General features: G+C 40.8%; 13 protein-coding genes and 1 pseudogene. 6 read left to right on the forward strand and 8 right to left on the reverse strand.

The window, feature by feature from the left end; genetic code table 11:
- Position 1 precedes the first annotated feature (1 nt).
- From tssJ to tssH, 7 genes and pseudogenes are all read right to left on the reverse strand, one after another.
- The gene (gene tssJ / locus J3U75_RS10545) at positions 2–538 is read right to left on the reverse strand and encodes a type VI secretion system lipoprotein TssJ (RefSeq protein ID WP_100141418.1); all 537 of its coding nucleotides are present in this window, start codon (positions 536–538) and stop codon (positions 2–4) included.
- A gap of 150 nt (positions 539–688) precedes the next feature.
- Positions 689–1,174 carry an Hcp family type VI secretion system effector gene (locus tag J3U75_RS10550; protein WP_100141419.1) on the reverse strand — a complete coding sequence of 162 codons (486 nt, stop codon included), beginning with the start codon at positions 1,172–1,174 and terminating at the stop codon, positions 689–691.
- Positions 1,175–1,271: 97 nt separating this feature from the next.
- Positions 1,272–1,505: pseudogene (locus tag J3U75_RS11440) on the reverse strand (STY0301 family protein); the annotation flags it as partial.
- Positions 1,506–1,520: 15 nt separating this feature from the next.
- Positions 1,521–1,718: a hypothetical protein gene (locus J3U75_RS10555; RefSeq protein WP_267392064.1), complete on the reverse strand. Its 198-nt coding sequence runs from the start codon at positions 1,716–1,718 to the stop codon at positions 1,521–1,523.
- A gap of 140 nt (positions 1,719–1,858) precedes the next feature.
- Positions 1,859–3,370 carry a type VI secretion system contractile sheath large subunit gene (gene tssC, locus J3U75_RS10560; protein ID WP_100141421.1) on the reverse strand — a complete coding sequence of 504 codons (1,512 nt, stop codon included), beginning with the start codon at positions 3,368–3,370 and terminating at the stop codon, positions 1,859–1,861.
- Positions 3,371–3,417: 47 nt separating this feature from the next.
- Positions 3,418–3,966, reverse strand: a complete 549-nt coding sequence (tssB, locus tag J3U75_RS10565; RefSeq protein ID WP_267392065.1) for a type VI secretion system contractile sheath small subunit — start codon at positions 3,964–3,966, stop codon at positions 3,418–3,420.
- 74 nt (positions 3,967–4,040) lie between these two features.
- Positions 4,041–6,692: a type VI secretion system ATPase TssH gene (gene tssH, locus J3U75_RS10570; RefSeq protein WP_267392066.1), complete on the reverse strand. Its 2,652-nt coding sequence runs from the start codon at positions 6,690–6,692 to the stop codon at positions 4,041–4,043.
- Between the two features lie 340 nt (positions 6,693–7,032).
- On the opposite strand from tssH, the gene tagK reads away from it, so the two are divergent.
- From tagK to J3U75_RS10600, 6 genes are read left to right on the forward strand one after another with little or no spacing between them, the layout of a single operon-like run.
- Positions 7,033–8,001 (forward strand): type VI secretion system-associated protein TagK, encoded by a 969-nt coding sequence (gene tagK, locus J3U75_RS10575; RefSeq protein WP_267392067.1) that lies wholly within the window; start codon positions 7,033–7,035, stop codon positions 7,999–8,001.
- Positions 7,979–8,809: a type VI secretion system accessory protein TagJ gene (locus J3U75_RS10580; RefSeq protein ID WP_267392068.1), complete on the forward strand. Its 831-nt coding sequence runs from the start codon at positions 7,979–7,981 to the stop codon at positions 8,807–8,809. Before tagK ends, J3U75_RS10580 begins: the two co-directional genes overlap by 23 nt.
- A gap of 3 nt (positions 8,810–8,812) precedes the next feature.
- Positions 8,813–9,319, forward strand: a complete 507-nt coding sequence (tssE, locus tag J3U75_RS10585) for a type VI secretion system baseplate subunit TssE (protein WP_100141426.1) — start codon at positions 8,813–8,815, stop codon at positions 9,317–9,319.
- Between the two features lie 10 nt (positions 9,320–9,329).
- Positions 9,330–11,213, forward strand: a complete 1,884-nt coding sequence (tssF, locus tag J3U75_RS10590; RefSeq protein ID WP_267392069.1) for a type VI secretion system baseplate subunit TssF — start codon at positions 9,330–9,332, stop codon at positions 11,211–11,213.
- Complete coding sequence (tssG, locus tag J3U75_RS10595) at positions 11,213–12,265, forward strand: type VI secretion system baseplate subunit TssG (RefSeq protein ID WP_267392070.1); 1,053 nt, start codon at positions 11,213–11,215, stop codon at positions 12,263–12,265. The genes tssF and tssG overlap by 1 nt, the downstream gene beginning before the upstream one ends.
- Positions 12,228–13,361, forward strand: a complete 1,134-nt coding sequence (locus tag J3U75_RS10600) for an ImpA family type VI secretion system protein (RefSeq protein WP_267392071.1) — start codon at positions 12,228–12,230, stop codon at positions 13,359–13,361. The genes tssG and J3U75_RS10600 overlap by 38 nt, the downstream gene beginning before the upstream one ends.
- A 295-nt stretch (positions 13,362–13,656) precedes the next feature.
- Here the strand turns inward: J3U75_RS10600 and J3U75_RS10605 are convergent, their stop codons facing one another.
- Positions 13,657–17,712 (reverse strand): autotransporter outer membrane beta-barrel domain-containing protein, encoded by a 4,056-nt coding sequence (locus tag J3U75_RS10605; protein WP_267392074.1) that lies wholly within the window; start codon positions 17,710–17,712, stop codon positions 13,657–13,659.
- Positions 17,713–18,937: the final 1,225 nt, after the last annotated feature.

The raw sequence follows: 18,937 nt of genomic DNA on the forward strand, positions 1-18,937 counted from the left end.
TTTAATCCACTTCAGTGACCACTATGGCCCTCTGTCCGATATTTATATCCAGCTTTGCTTTTTTCAGTGGCCACCATTCCCGATACCAAGTTGCATATGGAGCATCGGCCAGTCTGTAGGTTTCACGCCACTGAGAACGCGTAAGACTGCGGTAACCAGCCAATACGCCAATAACTGTCGTTTCAGGATTGGTTCTGCGCCGGATGGTTTTGATTTCTCCCGGCCGCAAGATAAATTCATCGCTTACGAGCAGATCATTACCTAGTACTGATTTATCATTATCCTGTAGTGTGTAAAAATCTGCAGATGTAAATGCGTTGTCATTTTTTAATTCGTATATGCGTACTTGAATAGGCGCAGCACGACCTTTTTCATCAGGATTAACATTGTCAGCAGCTTCAATATGCAATTCCAGACGTGTTTGTTCTTTTACATCCTGCACAGACCGGCAACCAACTACACTCAAAAACAAAATGCAGATTAAGATAAAGCGGCCAGTTCGATATAGTTCCCGATAACACTGATATATTTTATTCAAATTCCATCACCATTTATGGTAATGCCAGATAGCTATTTTCCGACCAAATTAGTCAATATCATCAGAGAATTTTTAGGCTCTCTGATGATCCTTATTGCATTGAAAAACAATTTGCCTTCAAACACATGACAGATGAGGCATTACTTAATCTTAGGCTTCTTTATTGGCCTTGATGTCGTATTGAGCAGTTACAGTACCGCCACTGCCGCCCTGCTGATTCTGTACAACATATTCCTGCTTCACTTTAGAGAAAGATAAACGCACCATTTCACGCGGATTCTGCTCATCAGTGCTGCTACCGGAAGGCATTACACTTGATACAATCAGGTCATTCATTGTGATTTTCAGGTATTCTAAAGGTGTTCCACCTGCTTTACGCATCACTAGTTTTGCTTCTGGAATATGCTTACCAGTTAAACAGTATTTCATTAGATTAGGACTGGAACGATCAATGTAATGTTCAAATTGCAGGTCATGAACCGTCGCCCGACCGGTACCCAAACCACTACCAGACTGCATAGAAGATTCCTGAGTGATTCCCCAGTTCCAGTTTAATACCTGAATTTCATTTTTATGTTGTGCATCCGGAGATTCTCCGTCAATGCCATCAATTTTCAAGAAAATGTCGTGTGCCATATTGGCTCCTTTGTTGTTTACTATTAAAGAAGTACTACATCATCCGCTTAGCGTCATACACGACTATCGCGGAAAAATTATTTATTGAAAAACTGAATTACTGACATTTTAGTTTTGCAAGTAATCCGCCCTGAGAATCTTTAGAATAAACTGCCCAGCAAACTTTCATAGTTGAATCAATGCTTCTAGTCAGTTGCACCTGATTATGGTTATATGAGCAGCTTAGCCAAGAATCTGCATCATCTAAATCAAGCTTACTGTCTACTTCCCAAGCCGGATAATGCTTTTTACCCTTTACGACAATAGGTTGTGGTTTTAACTGAGCTAAATCAACAGGTTTTCCACATTAGACTCCTGCACCATCCAGTCTTAATAATGTGTCTTTGTATTTAGATACCACCCAATTAAGAGGCACTGACTCCAACTCCGGAATACCAGCTTTTACCTTAACAGACTCTGGACAAACCAGTTCGTAAGCAGACGCTGTTTGCACAATACCAAAACCGAATACAAACAACATATTGTTCAAGATTTTGCTTTTCATTTTCATTATTACTTTTCAATAATGCTGAAAATCTTCACGACTTTGCTGGCATCCGGATATCTGGAATCAACCTGAACTCATTTAATGTGGGCTCAGAAATAAATAGCTTTTATCTTATCTGGGTATTGATCAAAATCATGCTATTCAGTCGCTGTCTGTTTCACAGATGGCAACTTAGCAACCAGACGTAAAGAACCGGTTAAGCCTTCTAGCTGAAAGTGAGGCCGCAGGAAAAATTTAGCATCGTAATAACCAGGATTTCCTTCCACTTCTTCTACCACCACTTCAGCAGCAGCCAGCGGACGACGCGCTTTGGTTTCCTGTGAAGAATTTACCGGATCGGCATCAACATAATTCATAATCCATTCATTCAGCCAGCGCTGCATATCCTCACGCTCTTTAAATGAGCCGATTTTGTCACGTACAATACATTTCAAAAAATGCGCAAAGCGTGAGCAGGCAAATAGATAGGGTAAGCGTGCGGATAGATTGGCGTTGGCTGTTGCATCAGGATCGTAGTATTCCTGAGGTTTTTGCAAAGACTGAGCACCGATGAAAGCAGCATAATCTGTGTTTTTACGGTGAATCAGAGGAATAAAACCATTTTTAGATAATTCAGCTTCACGACGGTCTGAGATAGCAATTTCAGTCGGACATTTCATATCTACGCCACCGTCATCAGTAGGAAATGTATGACAAGGCAGATTTTCCACAGCACCACCAGACTCTACGCCGCGAATCATGGTACACCAACCGAAATTTTTAAATGACCGGTTGATATTGACACCCATTGCGTAAGCTGCATTGCTCCACACATATTTACGGTGATCAGACCCGTCTGTATCTTCTTCAAAATCGAATTCATCGACTGGATTGGTGTTAATACCGTATGGTAAGCGAGCAAGAAAGCGCGGCATCGCCAGACCAAGATAACGCGAATCTTCACTGGCACGTAAAGAGTTCCACGGAGCATATTCCAAATTCTGGGTAACAATTTTAGTTAAATCACGTGGATTAGCTAGTTCCTGCCATGAATCCATTTGCAGCACAGAAGGTGAAGCACCTGCAATAAACGGCATATGTGAAGCAGAAGCCACTTTGGCTACCGAGCCCAATAAATCAACATCCGGTGGGGTATGATCGAAATAATAGTCTGCAATCATGCAACCATAGGGTTCACCACCCAATTGTCCATATTCTTCTTCATAAATCTGTTTGAATAACGGACTTTGATCCCAAGCAATACCTTTAAACCGTTTCATGCTGCGTCGTAAATCATTTTTAGACAAATTCATGAAACGTATTTTCAGATGTTCATCCACTTCGGTATTAGAAACCAGATGAAACAAGCCACGCCAAGATGATTCCAGTTTCTGGAAAGCTTCATGATGCAGGATGAGATTAATTTGTTCGGAAAGCTTATGGTCGATTTCAGCGATAATAGCCTCGATACTTTTGTAGGCGTCATCACTGATGGTAACTGAGTGTGACAAAGCCTGTTCGGCTAATGTTTTCACTGCCTGTTCAACTGCTTTAGCTGCCTGATCAGTTTTCGGTTTGAATTCTTTGGTCAGTAAATTACTAAATTCGGATTGTGCAACTGGGCGCTCTGCCAGTGCAACATCTGATTGTTGTTGGGACTGCGTAGCCATGAATGCTCCTCAATCAATACGTACAAATAGACTTTGAACTTGGGTTATTATTCGGTATCAGCAGATGCTGAAGCTTGGTTATCTCCTGCTGCAGGCTGGGGTTTAGGTGCTTTGGCTAATGCCTGTAGAAGACTAGGATTCTGTAACAGCTGGTTGACCAGATTCTCTGCTCCGGATTTACCATCCATATAAGTCTGTAGGTTTGCCAGCTGAGTACGTGCATCCAGTAATTGTTTGAGTGCATCAACTTTCTGAGCCACTCTTGCTGGAGAAAAATCTTCCATACTTTCAAAAGTGATATCTACCATCAGCTGCCCTTCACCAGATAGGGTATTCGGTACAGCAAAAGCGACACGTGGTTGAATGGCTTTCATTCGCTCATCAAAATTATCAATATCAATGGTTAGGAATTTACGCTCCCCAATCGGCGGCAAGTCTTCTGCTGGTTTACCGGATAAATCAGCAAGCACTGCCATTACAAATGGCAATTCAATTTTTTTCTCAGAACCATAAATCTCTACGTCATATTCTATTTGTACCCTTGGTGCACGATTACGCTGAATAAATTTCTGGGCACTGTTGTTAAATACCGCCATTTCTGCTTCCTTTTCTTTTATCAATCACTACCGGTCTGCACCGGTCATTAAGGTTACTGCTTTACGATGTTTGACTAGACAGGTACAACCGAAAAAATAATTGGATTTTCAGTATGGCTAGGGTCAATACTTATATTGATAGATTCCACAGCTTTTTTTTCTGTTAAAGCCTGAAGCCAGTAGCGTGAAAGGGCTGGCAAAATATGCTGTTCGATATATCCAATGAGTAATCTAGCACCTGTTTCATGCATGGGGCAGTGCTGTACAATATGCTCTACCAATGCCTCGTCATAATTTAATGCAATACCGTGCTGTTCACGCATTCTTAGTACGATACGGTTGAGGTGCAGGCGAGCAATACTACTCAGTGCTTCATCTGCTAATGGCAAATAAGGAATAATGGTTAGCCGACCAATAAATGCTGCCGGAAAATGTTTACGTAACTCCGGCATCAGCACTTCTTTCAGCGTTGACCAATCCGGGGCGAGTGCTGGGTCATCATATAATTGAGAAACCAGATCAGAGCCTACGTTACTGGTCATCAGAATGACGGTGTTTTTAAAGTCAATATTTAAGCCCTCGCCATCCTCCATCATGCCTTTATCAAAGACTTGATAAAAAATTTCATGTACATCGCGATGGGCTTTTTCTATCTCATCCAGCAATACCACACTATATGGCCGTCGACGTACCGCTTCGGTAAGGACGCCACCTTCACCATAGCCAACATAGCCTGGAGGTGCACCTTTAAGAGTAGAGACAGTGTGTGCTTCCTGAAACTCACTCATATTGATGGTGATCAGGTTTTGCTCACCACCGTACATGGCTTCAGAGAGTGCCAGCGCCGTTTCGGTTTTACCAACACCAGAAGGGCCTACCAGCAAAAAGACGCCAACCGGCTTATTAGGATCTGTTAAACCACAGCGTGCGGTCTGGATACGTTCTCCGATCTGGTCAAGCGCATCATCCTGCCCCACTACACGCTGCGCCAGATTAACAGAAAGATTCAGTACGGCTCCTATCTCATCCTTGACCATCCTACCAACCGGAATACCAGTCCAGTCAGAGACAATTGCAGCTACAACACTTTCACTAACTTCTGGAAAAACTACTGGGACATCACCTTGTAACGCTCGTAAAGCTGTTTCAATTTCTGACAGTTGCTCCAAAAGAGCCTTATCATCATTGTTCTGACAGCATGCACGTGCAGCTATTAATTTATCTACAGTTTGCAGCTCCTGTTGCCAACGTGCTTCTTCGGTTTCCAGCTCAACTGAAAGTGCTTCTATACGCAGTTCTACTTCAGTCAACTCTCCTGTAAACAAACCAATACGTTGTTGTTTACTTAATAGTTCCAGTTCAGTTTGTGCAGCACTTAGCTGCTGACGCAGGTATTGCACAGTACTGGGTGGCGTGTGCAACGACAGGCCAACCCTTGCACACGCTGTATCCAGAAGGCTAATGGCTTTGTCTGGCAATTGGCGTGATGGAATATAACGATGGGATAATTTAACTGCAGCTCTCACTGCCTCATCCATCACAATTACGCCATGATGGTTTTCAAATGTTGAAACCAGACCGCGGACCATATTAATGGCCGCAGCTTCTTCCGGTTCGGCTACTTGTAAAACCTGAAACCGGCGCGTTAGAGCTGGATCCTTTTCAATATGCCGTTTATATTCACTCCATGTTGTAGCACCAATGGTACGTAAAGTACCCCTTGCCAGAGCAGGTTTTAGCAGATTTGCTGCATCACCGGTACCAGAAGCTCCTCCTGCGCCCACCAGAGTGTGGACTTCGTCAACAAATATTATGATTGGGTTTGCTGAATGGCTAGCCTCTTCCAATACTGATTTTAAACGTGATTCAAATTCACCCTTCATACTGGCACCAGCCAGTAATGCACCCACATCTAAGGACAATAATCTTACTTCTGAAAGACTCGGTGGCACTTCCCCGTGGGCAATAGCCAAAGCAAATCCTTCTACTACAGCGGTTTTGCCTACACCTGCTTCTCCCGTTAATAAAGGATTATTCTGACGACGGCGCAACAAAATATCTATCATGGTGCGTATTTCATGCTCACGACCGATAACTGGATCTATCCGACCCTGTTTTGCTTCTTCTGTCAGGTCTGTACAATATCTTGCCAGAGCAGATTTACTATCTTGACTATTATCCATTAACGACTGACTGGCTTCACCAGGAATGGCAGCTGCATAGCCAGCATCATCGTAAGGACGATCCTGAGATTCAGGGGACTGTTTAATTATTTCAGGTAATGATTCTGCTAATTCTTCCTGAGGAATTTTGGTAAATTCGCCAGAAACTCCTGTCAATACACGACGCAATTCAGGCGTCTGTACCAAAGCGGCAAATAACCAAGCTCCTCGAATTTTATAATCTTTAAACGTGAGAGTAGCGCAAACCCACGCCCGCTCAATTGCTAAATCTATATGGTGGGAAAAATCACTGATTGAACTTGCTCCAGATGGCAGCAAAAGCAGGTTACGTGAAATATCCTGCTCAATTTTGGCGATATCCGCTTCATAATGCCGCAATATTCGAATAACATCGCCATCATTTTCTTGCATGAGCTGGTGTACCCAATGCACGAGCTCAACATAAGGATTTCCACGTAATTTACAAAATGTTGTAGCCGATTCAATAGAGCGGAACAGTGTTGTATTAAGTTTACCAAATAGAGCTTGGCGGGAAATGTCCATATTTGTTTACCAGTATCCTTTATTTTGCTTTTAAAAGGAGAAAACAAACAACATACCTAAAATTTCATTAAAATTATAACATTTCTTAAACATTATGAAGTTAATTTAAAATTTAACATGTAAAACTTAAGGATGCAAGAATAATTCTTGATTTTGTTTTTATAAACAAGGATAATTCATGCATACATCCCGAATTACTGTAATATTGCTTAACACATTTATACAGAAATACAATATTATTAATAAATATTAGTGCAGAGATTACCAATAGCTTTTGTAGAAAGTTAACTCATGGTCTCAGGTCTAGCAGAGAACAAACAATTACTACCTGAAAGACGTTATGGAAAATTCACTTCTATTAAGTCTTGATTACTGCCGTGGAATTAAAGTTGGTCAGGTTTATGAAATAAAAAAATTTGCATTTTTTTCCGAAACCTCGATTTATAGTATTCAAACAGAATCACCTGCAACAGAAAATCTAGCATTAAGTATTCGTCAGTCAGCAAGCGGCTGGCAACTACTTAACCTTTCTCAAAATGTTCACTGCGCAGTAAATGGAATGCCGATTGCATCAAATAATTGGTGTCTTTTGCATGATGGCGATATTTTTGAATGGGGATTATCAATCTGGCAAATCAATCCCGCTCAACAGTTTACTTCAGAGATCGAAACTGAAACACTCAACAAAAACAATGCCAATTACAAAATTATGCCATTAGATTTAAAATGGTTTGACTCGCATTTGCTTTCTCAGCAGAAAGATGAAAATCCATTTAGTCTGGTGATGCCAAGCCTGCCTTATGAACTATTGGAAAGTACTGAATATCAGACAAAAGATTCGACATTAGAAGAATCTCCTGCTGAGGCCATTTTTCTGGATTTATTACACGAATATCGTCAGGCACTTGACACACCACAGCTATCAGTAAATGAGCATTTCTGGCAGGAAAGATTACTAAAAAATGATGTCAGTAGTTCTGCATCCACTGTTAATCTAACCGATCTCTCAGGCAATTTGGACCCATTAATGACCTTACAGGACATTGTTTCTGGGCCACTAAACATTGATGATGTCTTTAACGGCCTTGACAGCCTCAGAGAAGCTGAGCTGTTCAAAACAGAAGAAATACCCGAAATTTTGCATTTATTCGCTCCGGGCTGGCAACAGCAGAATAGTCATGCACATATGCCACCCACATTAACCAGAAAAGAGCATCATGCCGTTAGCGTAGACAGTCATTATCGCATGTCACAATTTGCTGACAGTCACCAAAAGGATTTTGAGGATGAGCAACACACACCGAAATGATGAACATTTTTCAACGCTGCAAGCATGGTTAGCCAACCGATCTCTGACTGATGTCATACATGAAACTGAACAACAAATCAAAATTAAACCTACAGACCATGTTCAGCGTTGGTTGTTATTTCAATTACTTTGTCTGAAGGGAGACTGGCAGCGGGCGCTGAAGCAATTACAAACATGTGCTCAGATGCAATCTGATTTTGACCAACAAGCCCAAGCTTTCAGAGGATTAATTGCATGTGAAATATATCGCAAGGAGTGTTTTTCTGGTCAAAAACGTCCGGGATTCATCCAGCAGCAACCCGAATGGGTAGATTTATTAATTGATGCAATTGCTTTAAATCAGGCTGACAATGAGACAAAAGCGGATGAAATGAGAGAAGCAGCATTGGGTTCAGCTAAAGATGTTTCCGGTACTATCGACCCAGGTGGTAAATTCTCATGGATTGCAGATAGTGATACATGGCTTGGTCCAACCATTGAGCTCGTAATCGGTAGTATCTATACATGGCTTCCATTCGAACAGATCAGCTCTATTTCTTCCACACGTCCCCACTCTATTCTGGATTTAATTTGGAAACCCGCCTCAATAACACTTACAGATGGTTCAGAACATCACGCGCTTCTGCTTGGTCGCTGCTGTGGTTCGGAATCAGAAAGTGAATCGCTGATGTTATGCCGTGAAACTATCTGGAAGGAGCATGGGGAAACCTCTGTAAGGGCTTTAGGGCAAAAAACCTGGCAAACAGATCACGGAGATATCGGTATTCTTGACATCACTTCATGTGAATTTGTGACTGATAAAGGGTAATAAATGGCTGAACAATTCCCCCCTTTACGCCCGAAGGCACATCTCTTACCTACATTGTTTGATCGCCTACGGGATGATGCACCCACTCGTAAGACTGAAACATCTGAAAATTACACAGTTTCTTCTGAACGGTTACGGGAAATAGTTCAGCGAGATCTGATGTATCTACTCAATACCACTAATCTGGAAGACGAGATTGATTTACGTTTGTATCCACAGGTGGCTGCTTCTGTAGTCAACTATGGTGTGCCTCCTATTGCTGGTCAATATATGCATGAGCACAAATGGATTGATATTGAGAAAGCTATTCGGCGTGCAATTCTGCGTTTTGAACCAAGATTGGAGGCTTCTTCATTAGGTGTTGCTCCATTAATGAAAGATGAATCCAAATTAAATTACAATGTCTTATTATTTGAAATACGCGGACGCATTCTCACTGAACCATACCCTACTTCATTTGTTGTCCAAAGTGCATTTGATCTTGAAACCAACAGAATAAGTATTATCTGATAGAAAAATCATGGATCCGTTATTACTAGACTATTACAACAAAGAACTCACTTTCATGCGTGAAATGGCCGCTGAGTTTTCGCGGCAACACCCCAAAATTGCAAAACGTCTGGGTATGCAGGGTATTGAAATAGCGGATCCCTATGTAGAAAGGATGATAGAGGCTTTCTGTTTTCTCACAGCACGCACACAATTAAAAATAGACGCTGAATTTCCCCGATTTACCCAACGTCTGCTGGAAGTCATTTATCCGAATTATGTCACACCCACCCCATCAATGGCGGTAGCACAGCTTCATCCTAGCCATTCGGAAGGTGATTTCCACCAAGGATTTAAGGTACCCAGACATTCTACTTTTCGTGCCGGTATTCCAGTAGGAGAAAACACAGTTTGTGAATTTCGCAATAGTCAGGAAGTTACATTATGGCCAATCCAGATCATTGAAGCCAGATTAACCGGGGCACCGCCTGACATGCCGATGCTCAACCGTTATCTGCCGGCTCACACTAAAGTAGCCGGTGCCTTACGTCTGACCTTACGCACATTTGGTGAAATCAACTTTAATCAGATTAAAGGTTTGGATCGCTTACCTATTTATCTGTGTGGTGAAGACAGAATTGCATCTCATCTGTTTGAATTATTGCATACCAGTGCCGTTGCAACGGTAGCCGGTTATCCGGGAAGTTTCACGGGAGCATTAGACATTAATGTAAAAAATGCGGTCGTGCATGAAGGGTTAGAACCGGGAGAAGGGTTACTACCGCTTACATGGGATGTTTTCCATGGACATAATTTGTTGCATGAATATTTTAGCTGTCCAGAACGGTTTTATTTTTTTACACCGACAGGTCTATCCAATGGTCTGAGCAAAATCAATGCTAATGTAGCTGAAATTATCATTCTGCTGGATCGCATTCCGGATAGCTGGCTAATTAATCAAACCAGTACAGAACAATTTGCTTTGTTTTGTACACCACTAATTAATCTTTTCCGTAAACGTACAGACAGGATAGAACTGGATACAGCCCGCACTGAGTTACATCTGGTTGCGGACAGATCTCGGCCACTTGATTATGAAATTTATACAATTGAAACTGTCCACGGACTGAAACCACAGACTACAGAAGAACTAAATTTTCGCCCGCTTTATAACTCTCTTAATAACGACGAAGGTAATTACGGCCGATATTTCTCCCTACGTCGTGAACAACGCAAACTATCCGACAATGCCCGAAAATATGGTACCCGTACTAGTTATATTGGGACAGAAATTTTTCTGTCTTTGGTAGACCAGAATGAAGCACCTTATCCTGAATATCTGCGTTATCTTTCGGCTACCGCATGGTTAACCAATCGTGATCTGGCAACATTGGTTCCACGCAATGGTATTGATGATCTTTCCATTGATGATTCCGTACCAGTTGAAAGTATCGGACTCATCCGTGCACCACGCCCACCGCTGGCGCCATTTGCAGAACGGGAGCTGGCATGGCGTCTTATAAGGCAACTGTCTTTCAATTATTTACCATTGTCTGATATGGCTCATCGCCCAGGGGGTCAGGCATTACGGGATATGCTAAGACTGTTTGTACCAACACATGACAGCCCACAACTGCGCCAAATACAAAGTTTGATAGGAGTCAAAACTGAACCAGTAACCCGACGTTTACCTGGTGCAGGTCCTTTGGTATACGGAAGAGGTGTCAAATGCGAGCTGACAATTGACGAAGACGGATTTTCCGGCATTAGTCCTTATCTGTTTGGATTAGTAATGGAGCACTACTTATCGCGTCATGTTGCCATCAATACGTTCACACAAACTGCTTTGCATAGTATCCAGCGTGGTCAGATTGCGCTTTGGCCAGTACGGATGGGCGGTAGGGGTGCAATCTAATGAAAGAGATGGACAGTTCGCCCAATACAGATAAAAAAAAATGGCAAGACATTCTGCATAAGGCTAGCGAGAAGCCATGGCGTTATGGGTATTTAAGTCTGATGCGTTTTTTTGGTGCTCAATATCCGCTTCAGCTACCAATAGGTGATGCTGTACGACCACAGCAAGAACCGCTTCGGCTGGGACAATCACCATCACTGATTTTTGCTCCACGCGAAATTGCTTCAACTTCTTTAACATCAGAAGGAAAATTTCGTATTCAATTATTCGGATTGGGATTGTGGGGAGCCAATGGTCCTTTGCCGATGCATTATACTGAAATTGCCCTGAGCCGACGCGACAGTAACCGTGACAGCACATTAGTAGATTTTGCTGATCTATTTCACCATCGCTACCTGACCCAATTCTATAGTGCGTGGCAAAGCGCTCAGTCTGCTGGCGGTGGACTGGATAGACAGGACGCTGAAGAATTTTCTTTTTTTATAGCCAGCCTTAGTGGTCAGAGTCTGGAAGAATTTGCTGAAAGCCCCTTGCCATCTCATCCCAGATTAGCGGCAGGAGCACATTTAGTGCGCGAAGCCCGTAATCCAGATGGAATGACATCAACACTGTCTCATTATTTTGGCGTACCCTTTACCCTTGAAGAATACGTATTACACTGGATTGCCGTTGCGCCCGAAGAACGTACCCGTCTGGGTATACCCGGACCCGCATCAGTGATAGGAGAAGGCGCATTAGTAGGACAGATGGTGCCAGATCGACAGCATAAATTCCGCTTAACTATTGGCCCATTGAATTTGGATAATTACTTACATTTTTTACCTAACGGACGCGACTTACCACGCTTAATCGAATGGGTCAGGGCGTTTATCGGATATGAATATGAGTGGGAAATACAACTACAACTGAATCCGCGTTCAGCCCCTCCAGCGCAAATGAGTTCTGACCAGCGTTTAGGATGGACTACCTGGCTGGGTCAGTCTATGAATGATCTTCCAGTGGCGGGTATGACGTATGAACCAGAACAATATTCCAGCATCAGACAGTTGTGAGAAAAAGATGAGCAATAAAAATATAAAACAGAAACACCAATATGCAGACTTGCTTGCTCCCGTTTTTGCAGAACAGCCATGTGGCAGTAATCTCGAATATGACCCAGAATTTCTGCTGTTACTTTCTAAATCTACCGAACAACCTGAAGCTCAATATGGTGATTTCGTTAACAAACCGGAAGGAATTAACTGGAATGAAGTTGAACGCGATGCACTAAGATTGTTGCTACGGACTAAAGACATCCGAATTTATATTATCTTTCTGCGCAGCAGAATCCAGTTAAACGGAGCCAAAGGTCTTCTTGAAGGATTAAGTTTACTTGAAGAGGCCTGCACCACTTATTCACAGGAAATATATCCACAGATTGAATCAGATGAAAATGGTGATGAAGAGGATGCGGCACTGGTTCGCAGTAATGCGCTTGCCGGTCTGACAGACCCGCAAGGTGTTATGGCAGATATTCGCGGGATTGTCCTGTCTAGTAATGCGGCATTGCGATTACAAATTCGGGATGTAGAGCGCTCTTTATCAATTCCCCGTCCGGCTGATGCTCTGGCTCCAGACTCCGTACGACGGCAATTGCTTGATTTGCGTCTGCGAAATACACCGGCGCTGATAGCACTAGATGAAGTGCTACCAATTGTAGAAAAATTGCAAACATGGGCCGATGAGAATTTAAAACTCAATGCACCGGATTTTAGTTCGCTGAAAAAAATATTGAGCTATTTTCAGGATAATGAGAACCGATCTGCCCCCAAAAGAGAAACACCCGAAGAAAATAACCTACCAAAACAAAACAACACCCATATTGATAACGCACCTGAAATTATAAAAGAAGATGTAGATTCTTCTCTTAATCACGAATCCCTTACAAATGATGTTTTACAAGAACTGATGCCTGTAGCTATTGCCGACCGTTATGACGCCCTTCAGCGCATTGAGGATATACGTCACTGGTTTGAAGCCAACGAGCCCAGCAGCCCTACTATCCCCCTCCTGCGTCAAGCAGAACGCATGGTAGGTAAACGCTTTTCCGAAGTAATCAATGCCATACCACTCGAGTTATTGCAAAAATGGGATGAAGAAGAAACGTAAATTTTATATTTTCTTTACCGATTGACGTTTAAAGCTACATACTTAATTTTAATTAAATTTTATCGCATAAATTCATTAGTAACGGGATTCATACCTTCGATATATGCCGTATAGGTGTTAAAAAATTATTATCAACCTGAATTACCAAAAATATTGTTTAACAGTAGTATTATTCAAGCCTATATTGTTATGATACTTTATTAATTAAATTATCAAAAAAATCATAGAATAGAAAAAGGACTGAATCAATCTGCGATTCAGTCCTACTCACTTCATGTACTTAAATCAATGATAGTTACCAGTTTACCCTCAGTCCCACTGAACCATTAACCGGTGACTTCACATGTGCATCATTACCATTAGACCAGGTATGGCCGATTTCGCCATATGCTTTTACTTTATCAGTAATTTCATAGCTTCCTCCGATGGCCATTTCAGTATTAGCATGAGAAGCACCAGTACGCAATGTTGTAGAGGCAGCTTTAGTTGCAAAACTGCTGGTATCTGCACCATTAGGAGAATAGAAGAAATTTAAACGCGCATAAGGTCGTAGTACACCTTTATTTACCGGATAGTTTCCTTCTAAACGTCCACCCAAACGGAATAACCATGCATTGTCATGATCCTGCTTAACTTTGGTATTACCACTGATATCAATATCATTCAGATCTAACCATTGATGCATAATTTGTGCCTGAGGTTCGAACTTCCAGCTACTGCTGCCAAGTGCAAATGGCTGGCCTACTTCTACAGAAGCCGTGATACCGTGGCCTTTCTGTTTACTGTCTGATGCATTATCCGGCTTGATATCAGCATTGTGGCGTGCGCCCTGCAGCACTACATCCAGATAGGTTCCACTATCTCGGGTATAGTTACCATATGCGCCTAGGAAATAGGACTTGGTGCTGTTTTTACCAACTTTGCCATCTACTCCACTGGCAAAACCATCTACATCCAGATTACCGTGCAAATAGCCCAGATAGCCACCAACTCTCAGGCCATTACTGGTCCAAACATCACTGCCTAGTTGTAAACCGGCGTAATTACCCTTGCTGCGAACATGAGCTACACCGCTCTGACGAATATCGCTGCGATTCGCAATCACTCGGCCCCATGCCTTGCGTTCATCTGGAGCAGGTGTCGCACCAATCCGCTTATGCATATCCGCTAGCATCAGACTATCAGCCTGACGCAGTTGAGCCCCTACAGCACTTAATAATGGTACTTCCTTACGATATGCAGTTTGGGGTTTTGTTTTGTTTCCAGTATCAGGAATTTTTTCAGATAACAAATTCCATTTATTATCTTCACTTTTTTTCAGTCGGTATTCATAAGCACCCGCATCAACATGATCACGAAGCAAGGTAAACACTTCACCATCAGCTTTGCCATCTGCTGAAACGATTTCAACCCCTTTTGTACCGGCAGTATTGGCTCCCAGCCCACTTACATCAGTGAAATCAATCGCAGTCCTACCCGTGGCATCTCCCGTAATATGTAATTTATCAGCCTGATTCTGTTTTGGCGTCACTTCCATAAGCAGCTTACTGCCTTTATTACCGTGATAGTTACCCTGAATAGTGAGGCGGTCACCCCCATTACCGTTCACCATATTAATGCTACCAGAATTTTTAACATTACCTTTTACGGCCACTTCGTGCGGTGAATCTTCCGTAGCACTATTTGAAACATTATCAAGCTTTAATTCGGATCCAGAACCAATATTGAGGTTTTGGGTATTCAGATTGCCTGTTAATGTCAGTTTAGCTGATTCTCCCAGATTAATATCTTCCCAGTTAATAATGCCTACCTCTCCATTTCGAGAAGTTTCTGAAGAACCACGCAGACTGGTATTGAGATACAGTTTATCAGTACTGCTATCTGGCCCGGTATCATTATCGTTGCCACCATCCAGCACAGTCACTCCAGAAATATCTGAGCCATTATTGATAGTGAGCGTATCGTTGCCTTTACCAAGATTAATTTGGCCAGCTACTTTAGAACCACCATTTAAAATAACATTAGCATCATTATCACCATCTATAATCGCTACCCCTGACACAGCAAAAACATCTGCACCACGGTTCAGAGTAATATTACTAATCCCTGCAGTTTTTTCGGTTGTATAAGAAACAATACCATTTGGAATATTAGTAGCAATACCTGCACCACTACCCCCCGTCACCTTACCGGCAACACCAACTGTAATATTGCCACCAGTTGCATTAACAGCAGTGATACCGTCTGTACCACCAGTAATATTTCCGGCAGTTTGATCTACTTTGATATCTGTCTTAGCACCCGTGTCACTCCAGTTTATATTGTTTGCTTGAATACCAGCGCCTTTGGTTCCTATTACATTTGCTGCAGTTGTAATTACTGTTGAACCTTTGCCTGTATTGGTTGCCAATATTCCGTTCTGGTCTCCTTTAATCTCACCTCTGGTCTGGGTAATAGTGATGGCATTGGCCATTTCACCATTGAAAGCAGAAATACCACTTCCATATTCTCCCGGTCCAGTAGCTATCACTGTTCCTACTGTGGTGATGGAGGTTGAACCTATGCCAAAATTATTTGCACTGATGCCGCCTGCTGTGCCCAGAATTTTACTGCTTTCCGCCAACTGACTTATATTTAGGTCAGTGGTATTTTCTCCATCATTTAATGCATTAATACCTATACCAGTACCATATTCAGTTTCTGGTTTGTCAGCTTCCTGAAATTGAGTGCCTGTTGCACTCACATTGCCACTCACCTGAATATTAACCGCACCCGATTCGTAGTTGTTGGCATCTATACCACTAGCAACACCTTTGATTTCACCACTTTGCTGAACAATATTGATACCGCCTAAATATGCTTTTCCATTTTCATCACCGGCTTTTGTTGCGACTTTTTTATTTAAAGCAAATGCTGAACTTGTATCTTCACCGCTTTCATCAATATCTGAAACTGGTGCTGTACCTGATACAACCTGAATTCCGGCTCCAGTTTTACCTTCTACTTTACCGGCTGTAGTCACCGAAACTTTTCCACCAGTTTCATTAACAGCAGTAATACCATCTGTACCACCAATAATGCTTCCGGCAGTTTGATTAATAATGATATCGGTCTTCGATTTGGTTTCTGCTCTTGTTTCAGTATCAGGATAATCAAAGTTCATATTAGTAACATCGATACCGGCGTCTTTATTACCAGTAACATTTCCTGCAGTAGTGATTTCGGTATTGCCTTGGCCGAAATTACTTGCAGATATGCCTTTTTCTTTACCTTTAATATTTCCTGAAGTCTGGTTTATATGGATTGCTTTGGCTGTTTGAGTATTGGAAGCGGCAATACCAATACCATTTTCTGCTATGCCATCAGCAATTACCGTGCCAGCAGTAGTTATCGTGGTAGAACCAACACCTGAATTGGATGCCGTAATTCCTGTTGCTCCACCTTGAATTAAACTGGCGGCTGAAGACTGAGTTATATTCAGGTCCGTAGCGTTTTTATTATTTATGGCAATAATACCACTACCAGAATTATATCGTTCACTGTCTGGATTTTCAGGATCTTCCGGAATGGTTGCATTACCAGTTGAGCTTACATTACCGGCTATATCAATATTTGTTGCTCCCTTACCCTGATTATTTACTACAATTCCGTTAACTGAACCTTCAATTTTACTGGGAGCTGACTGCGTGATAGTCACATCTTGAGTTTTTTCACCACTATCTGCGTAGACGGCTGTTGTTGCTGCTATTGTTCCTGCAATATTAATTTTGGTAGAACCAGTACCATTATTAGATGCCACAATACCGGTGTTTTTAGCTTTAATGATGCTACTTTCTTCCTGATTGACTGTAAGATTAGTTGCTTGTTCAGAGTTAGTCATGCTAACCGCATCATCAAATAGAAAATTTTCATCTGTTGATTCAGCAGGATCCTCGGAAGAAGGAAAAAATAAATTTCCTGAAGAAATAACATCTCCTTTTATATTAACAGTGGTTTCTCCAGTTCCGTTATTCAACCCCCAAATACTGCCCAAATCCCCTTTTCTCTCAAGTTCTACTCTAATATTCTGGCCATCTTTCAAATTAAAGACTTCAAAAGGGAGGGCTGGAGAGCCTATACCATTATCCGAATCAATATTGCCAATAAACACAATATCTTTTCCGTTGGCTTTATCTTTATCTGAAATTACCAAGTCTTCTGCTGCGGAAGCAACATTTGCACTTAATGCGAGTGCACCTAGCAAGGTAAGTACTTTAACTCCTACAACTTTTCCACTTTTGCGAGCCAATTCTGAAGTCACCACATAAGCATGTTCTCTGGCATTCCAGATAAGTTTATATATTTTATTCATAAATCAATCTATCTATAATTGTAAGTTGGTCTTTGTTAACACTATATAAATATAATGCAATTTATATTAACATTTAATTACATTATAAATCAAACATATATTTTGGCTTAAAAAATACATCTATTGATACATATCAATTAAATTTTAATTGATATTTAAGTTTATTTTTAAAGTATAAGTTATTTATTAGAATTTATATTTGTGATAATTAGAGGAAAACTTTTTAATTACAACTTAGTTTAATAGATAAAAAAGATGAATTAATCCCATAAACACGATTCAATTACGCATTTAATTGAGATGATTTAGCTAGTATTTACCAACCACTCTAAATTAATAAGATATTTGAATAATAAACTACGAGAAAAGTTTATATTTAAAATAGTCTAATCTGGGTAGTAAACATCTTTATTCGTTTATATGAATAAAAATGAATTTTTTTAAATTAATCAAAGTTCAATCTATTACTGACATTTATAAATAAAAATAAAACATAAGCATATTAGTATCTAAATTTTGCATTCATTACAGACCTTAAAAATTTTTAAAAGATATACACAAGCAAGCTCGAAACGCTAGACCAGTTTTAACCTACATAAATAGCATGTAGCATATAAAAATAGTCAAACTTCAACTAATTATGTTGAATGATATCGTTTTGTTTTATACCCAAGCACTGATTCTTGCTGCTAAAGAAAGACGAGTAATTATGTAGGAATAATATTAAAAATCTTCAGGTCTTAATGGATGTCAATTATCTTTATAAATTCACTAACTGCTTCCAGAATATAACCACCTACTCTGATGCCTTGTTTTCTACACACTTTCCAGACTAGATGAAAACTTCAAATTATGCATTAATAAAATCATTAAACAACAGCATAGTCATAAGTCCAAGCTTTATATCTGGCCTAATGCGCATCACTGATTAATGAATTTTATTCATAGGTGTAATAAATCCAAGTATCTAGTTTTACTCTTTATAATTCAGCATATTACAAATTATCCAGCCATCAATGCTCATCAACAAATATATGATGAGAATAGCTGAATATTAATATTATATTTGTATATTATTTTATACCTAAAAATCACGTTTTTAAAACTTAAGAACGATAAATTGGAATCTTAAAAACAAAGGATGGTTACGAATCAACCTGCATATTAAAACCCATACTTTTAAAGAGTTATTTACAACAATTAGTCACATCTTTAAATCTTAACC

This window comes from Snodgrassella sp. B3088 (genome assembly GCF_026535815.1).
Classification (GTDB): Bacteria; Pseudomonadota; Gammaproteobacteria; order Burkholderiales; family Neisseriaceae; genus Snodgrassella; species Snodgrassella alvi_E.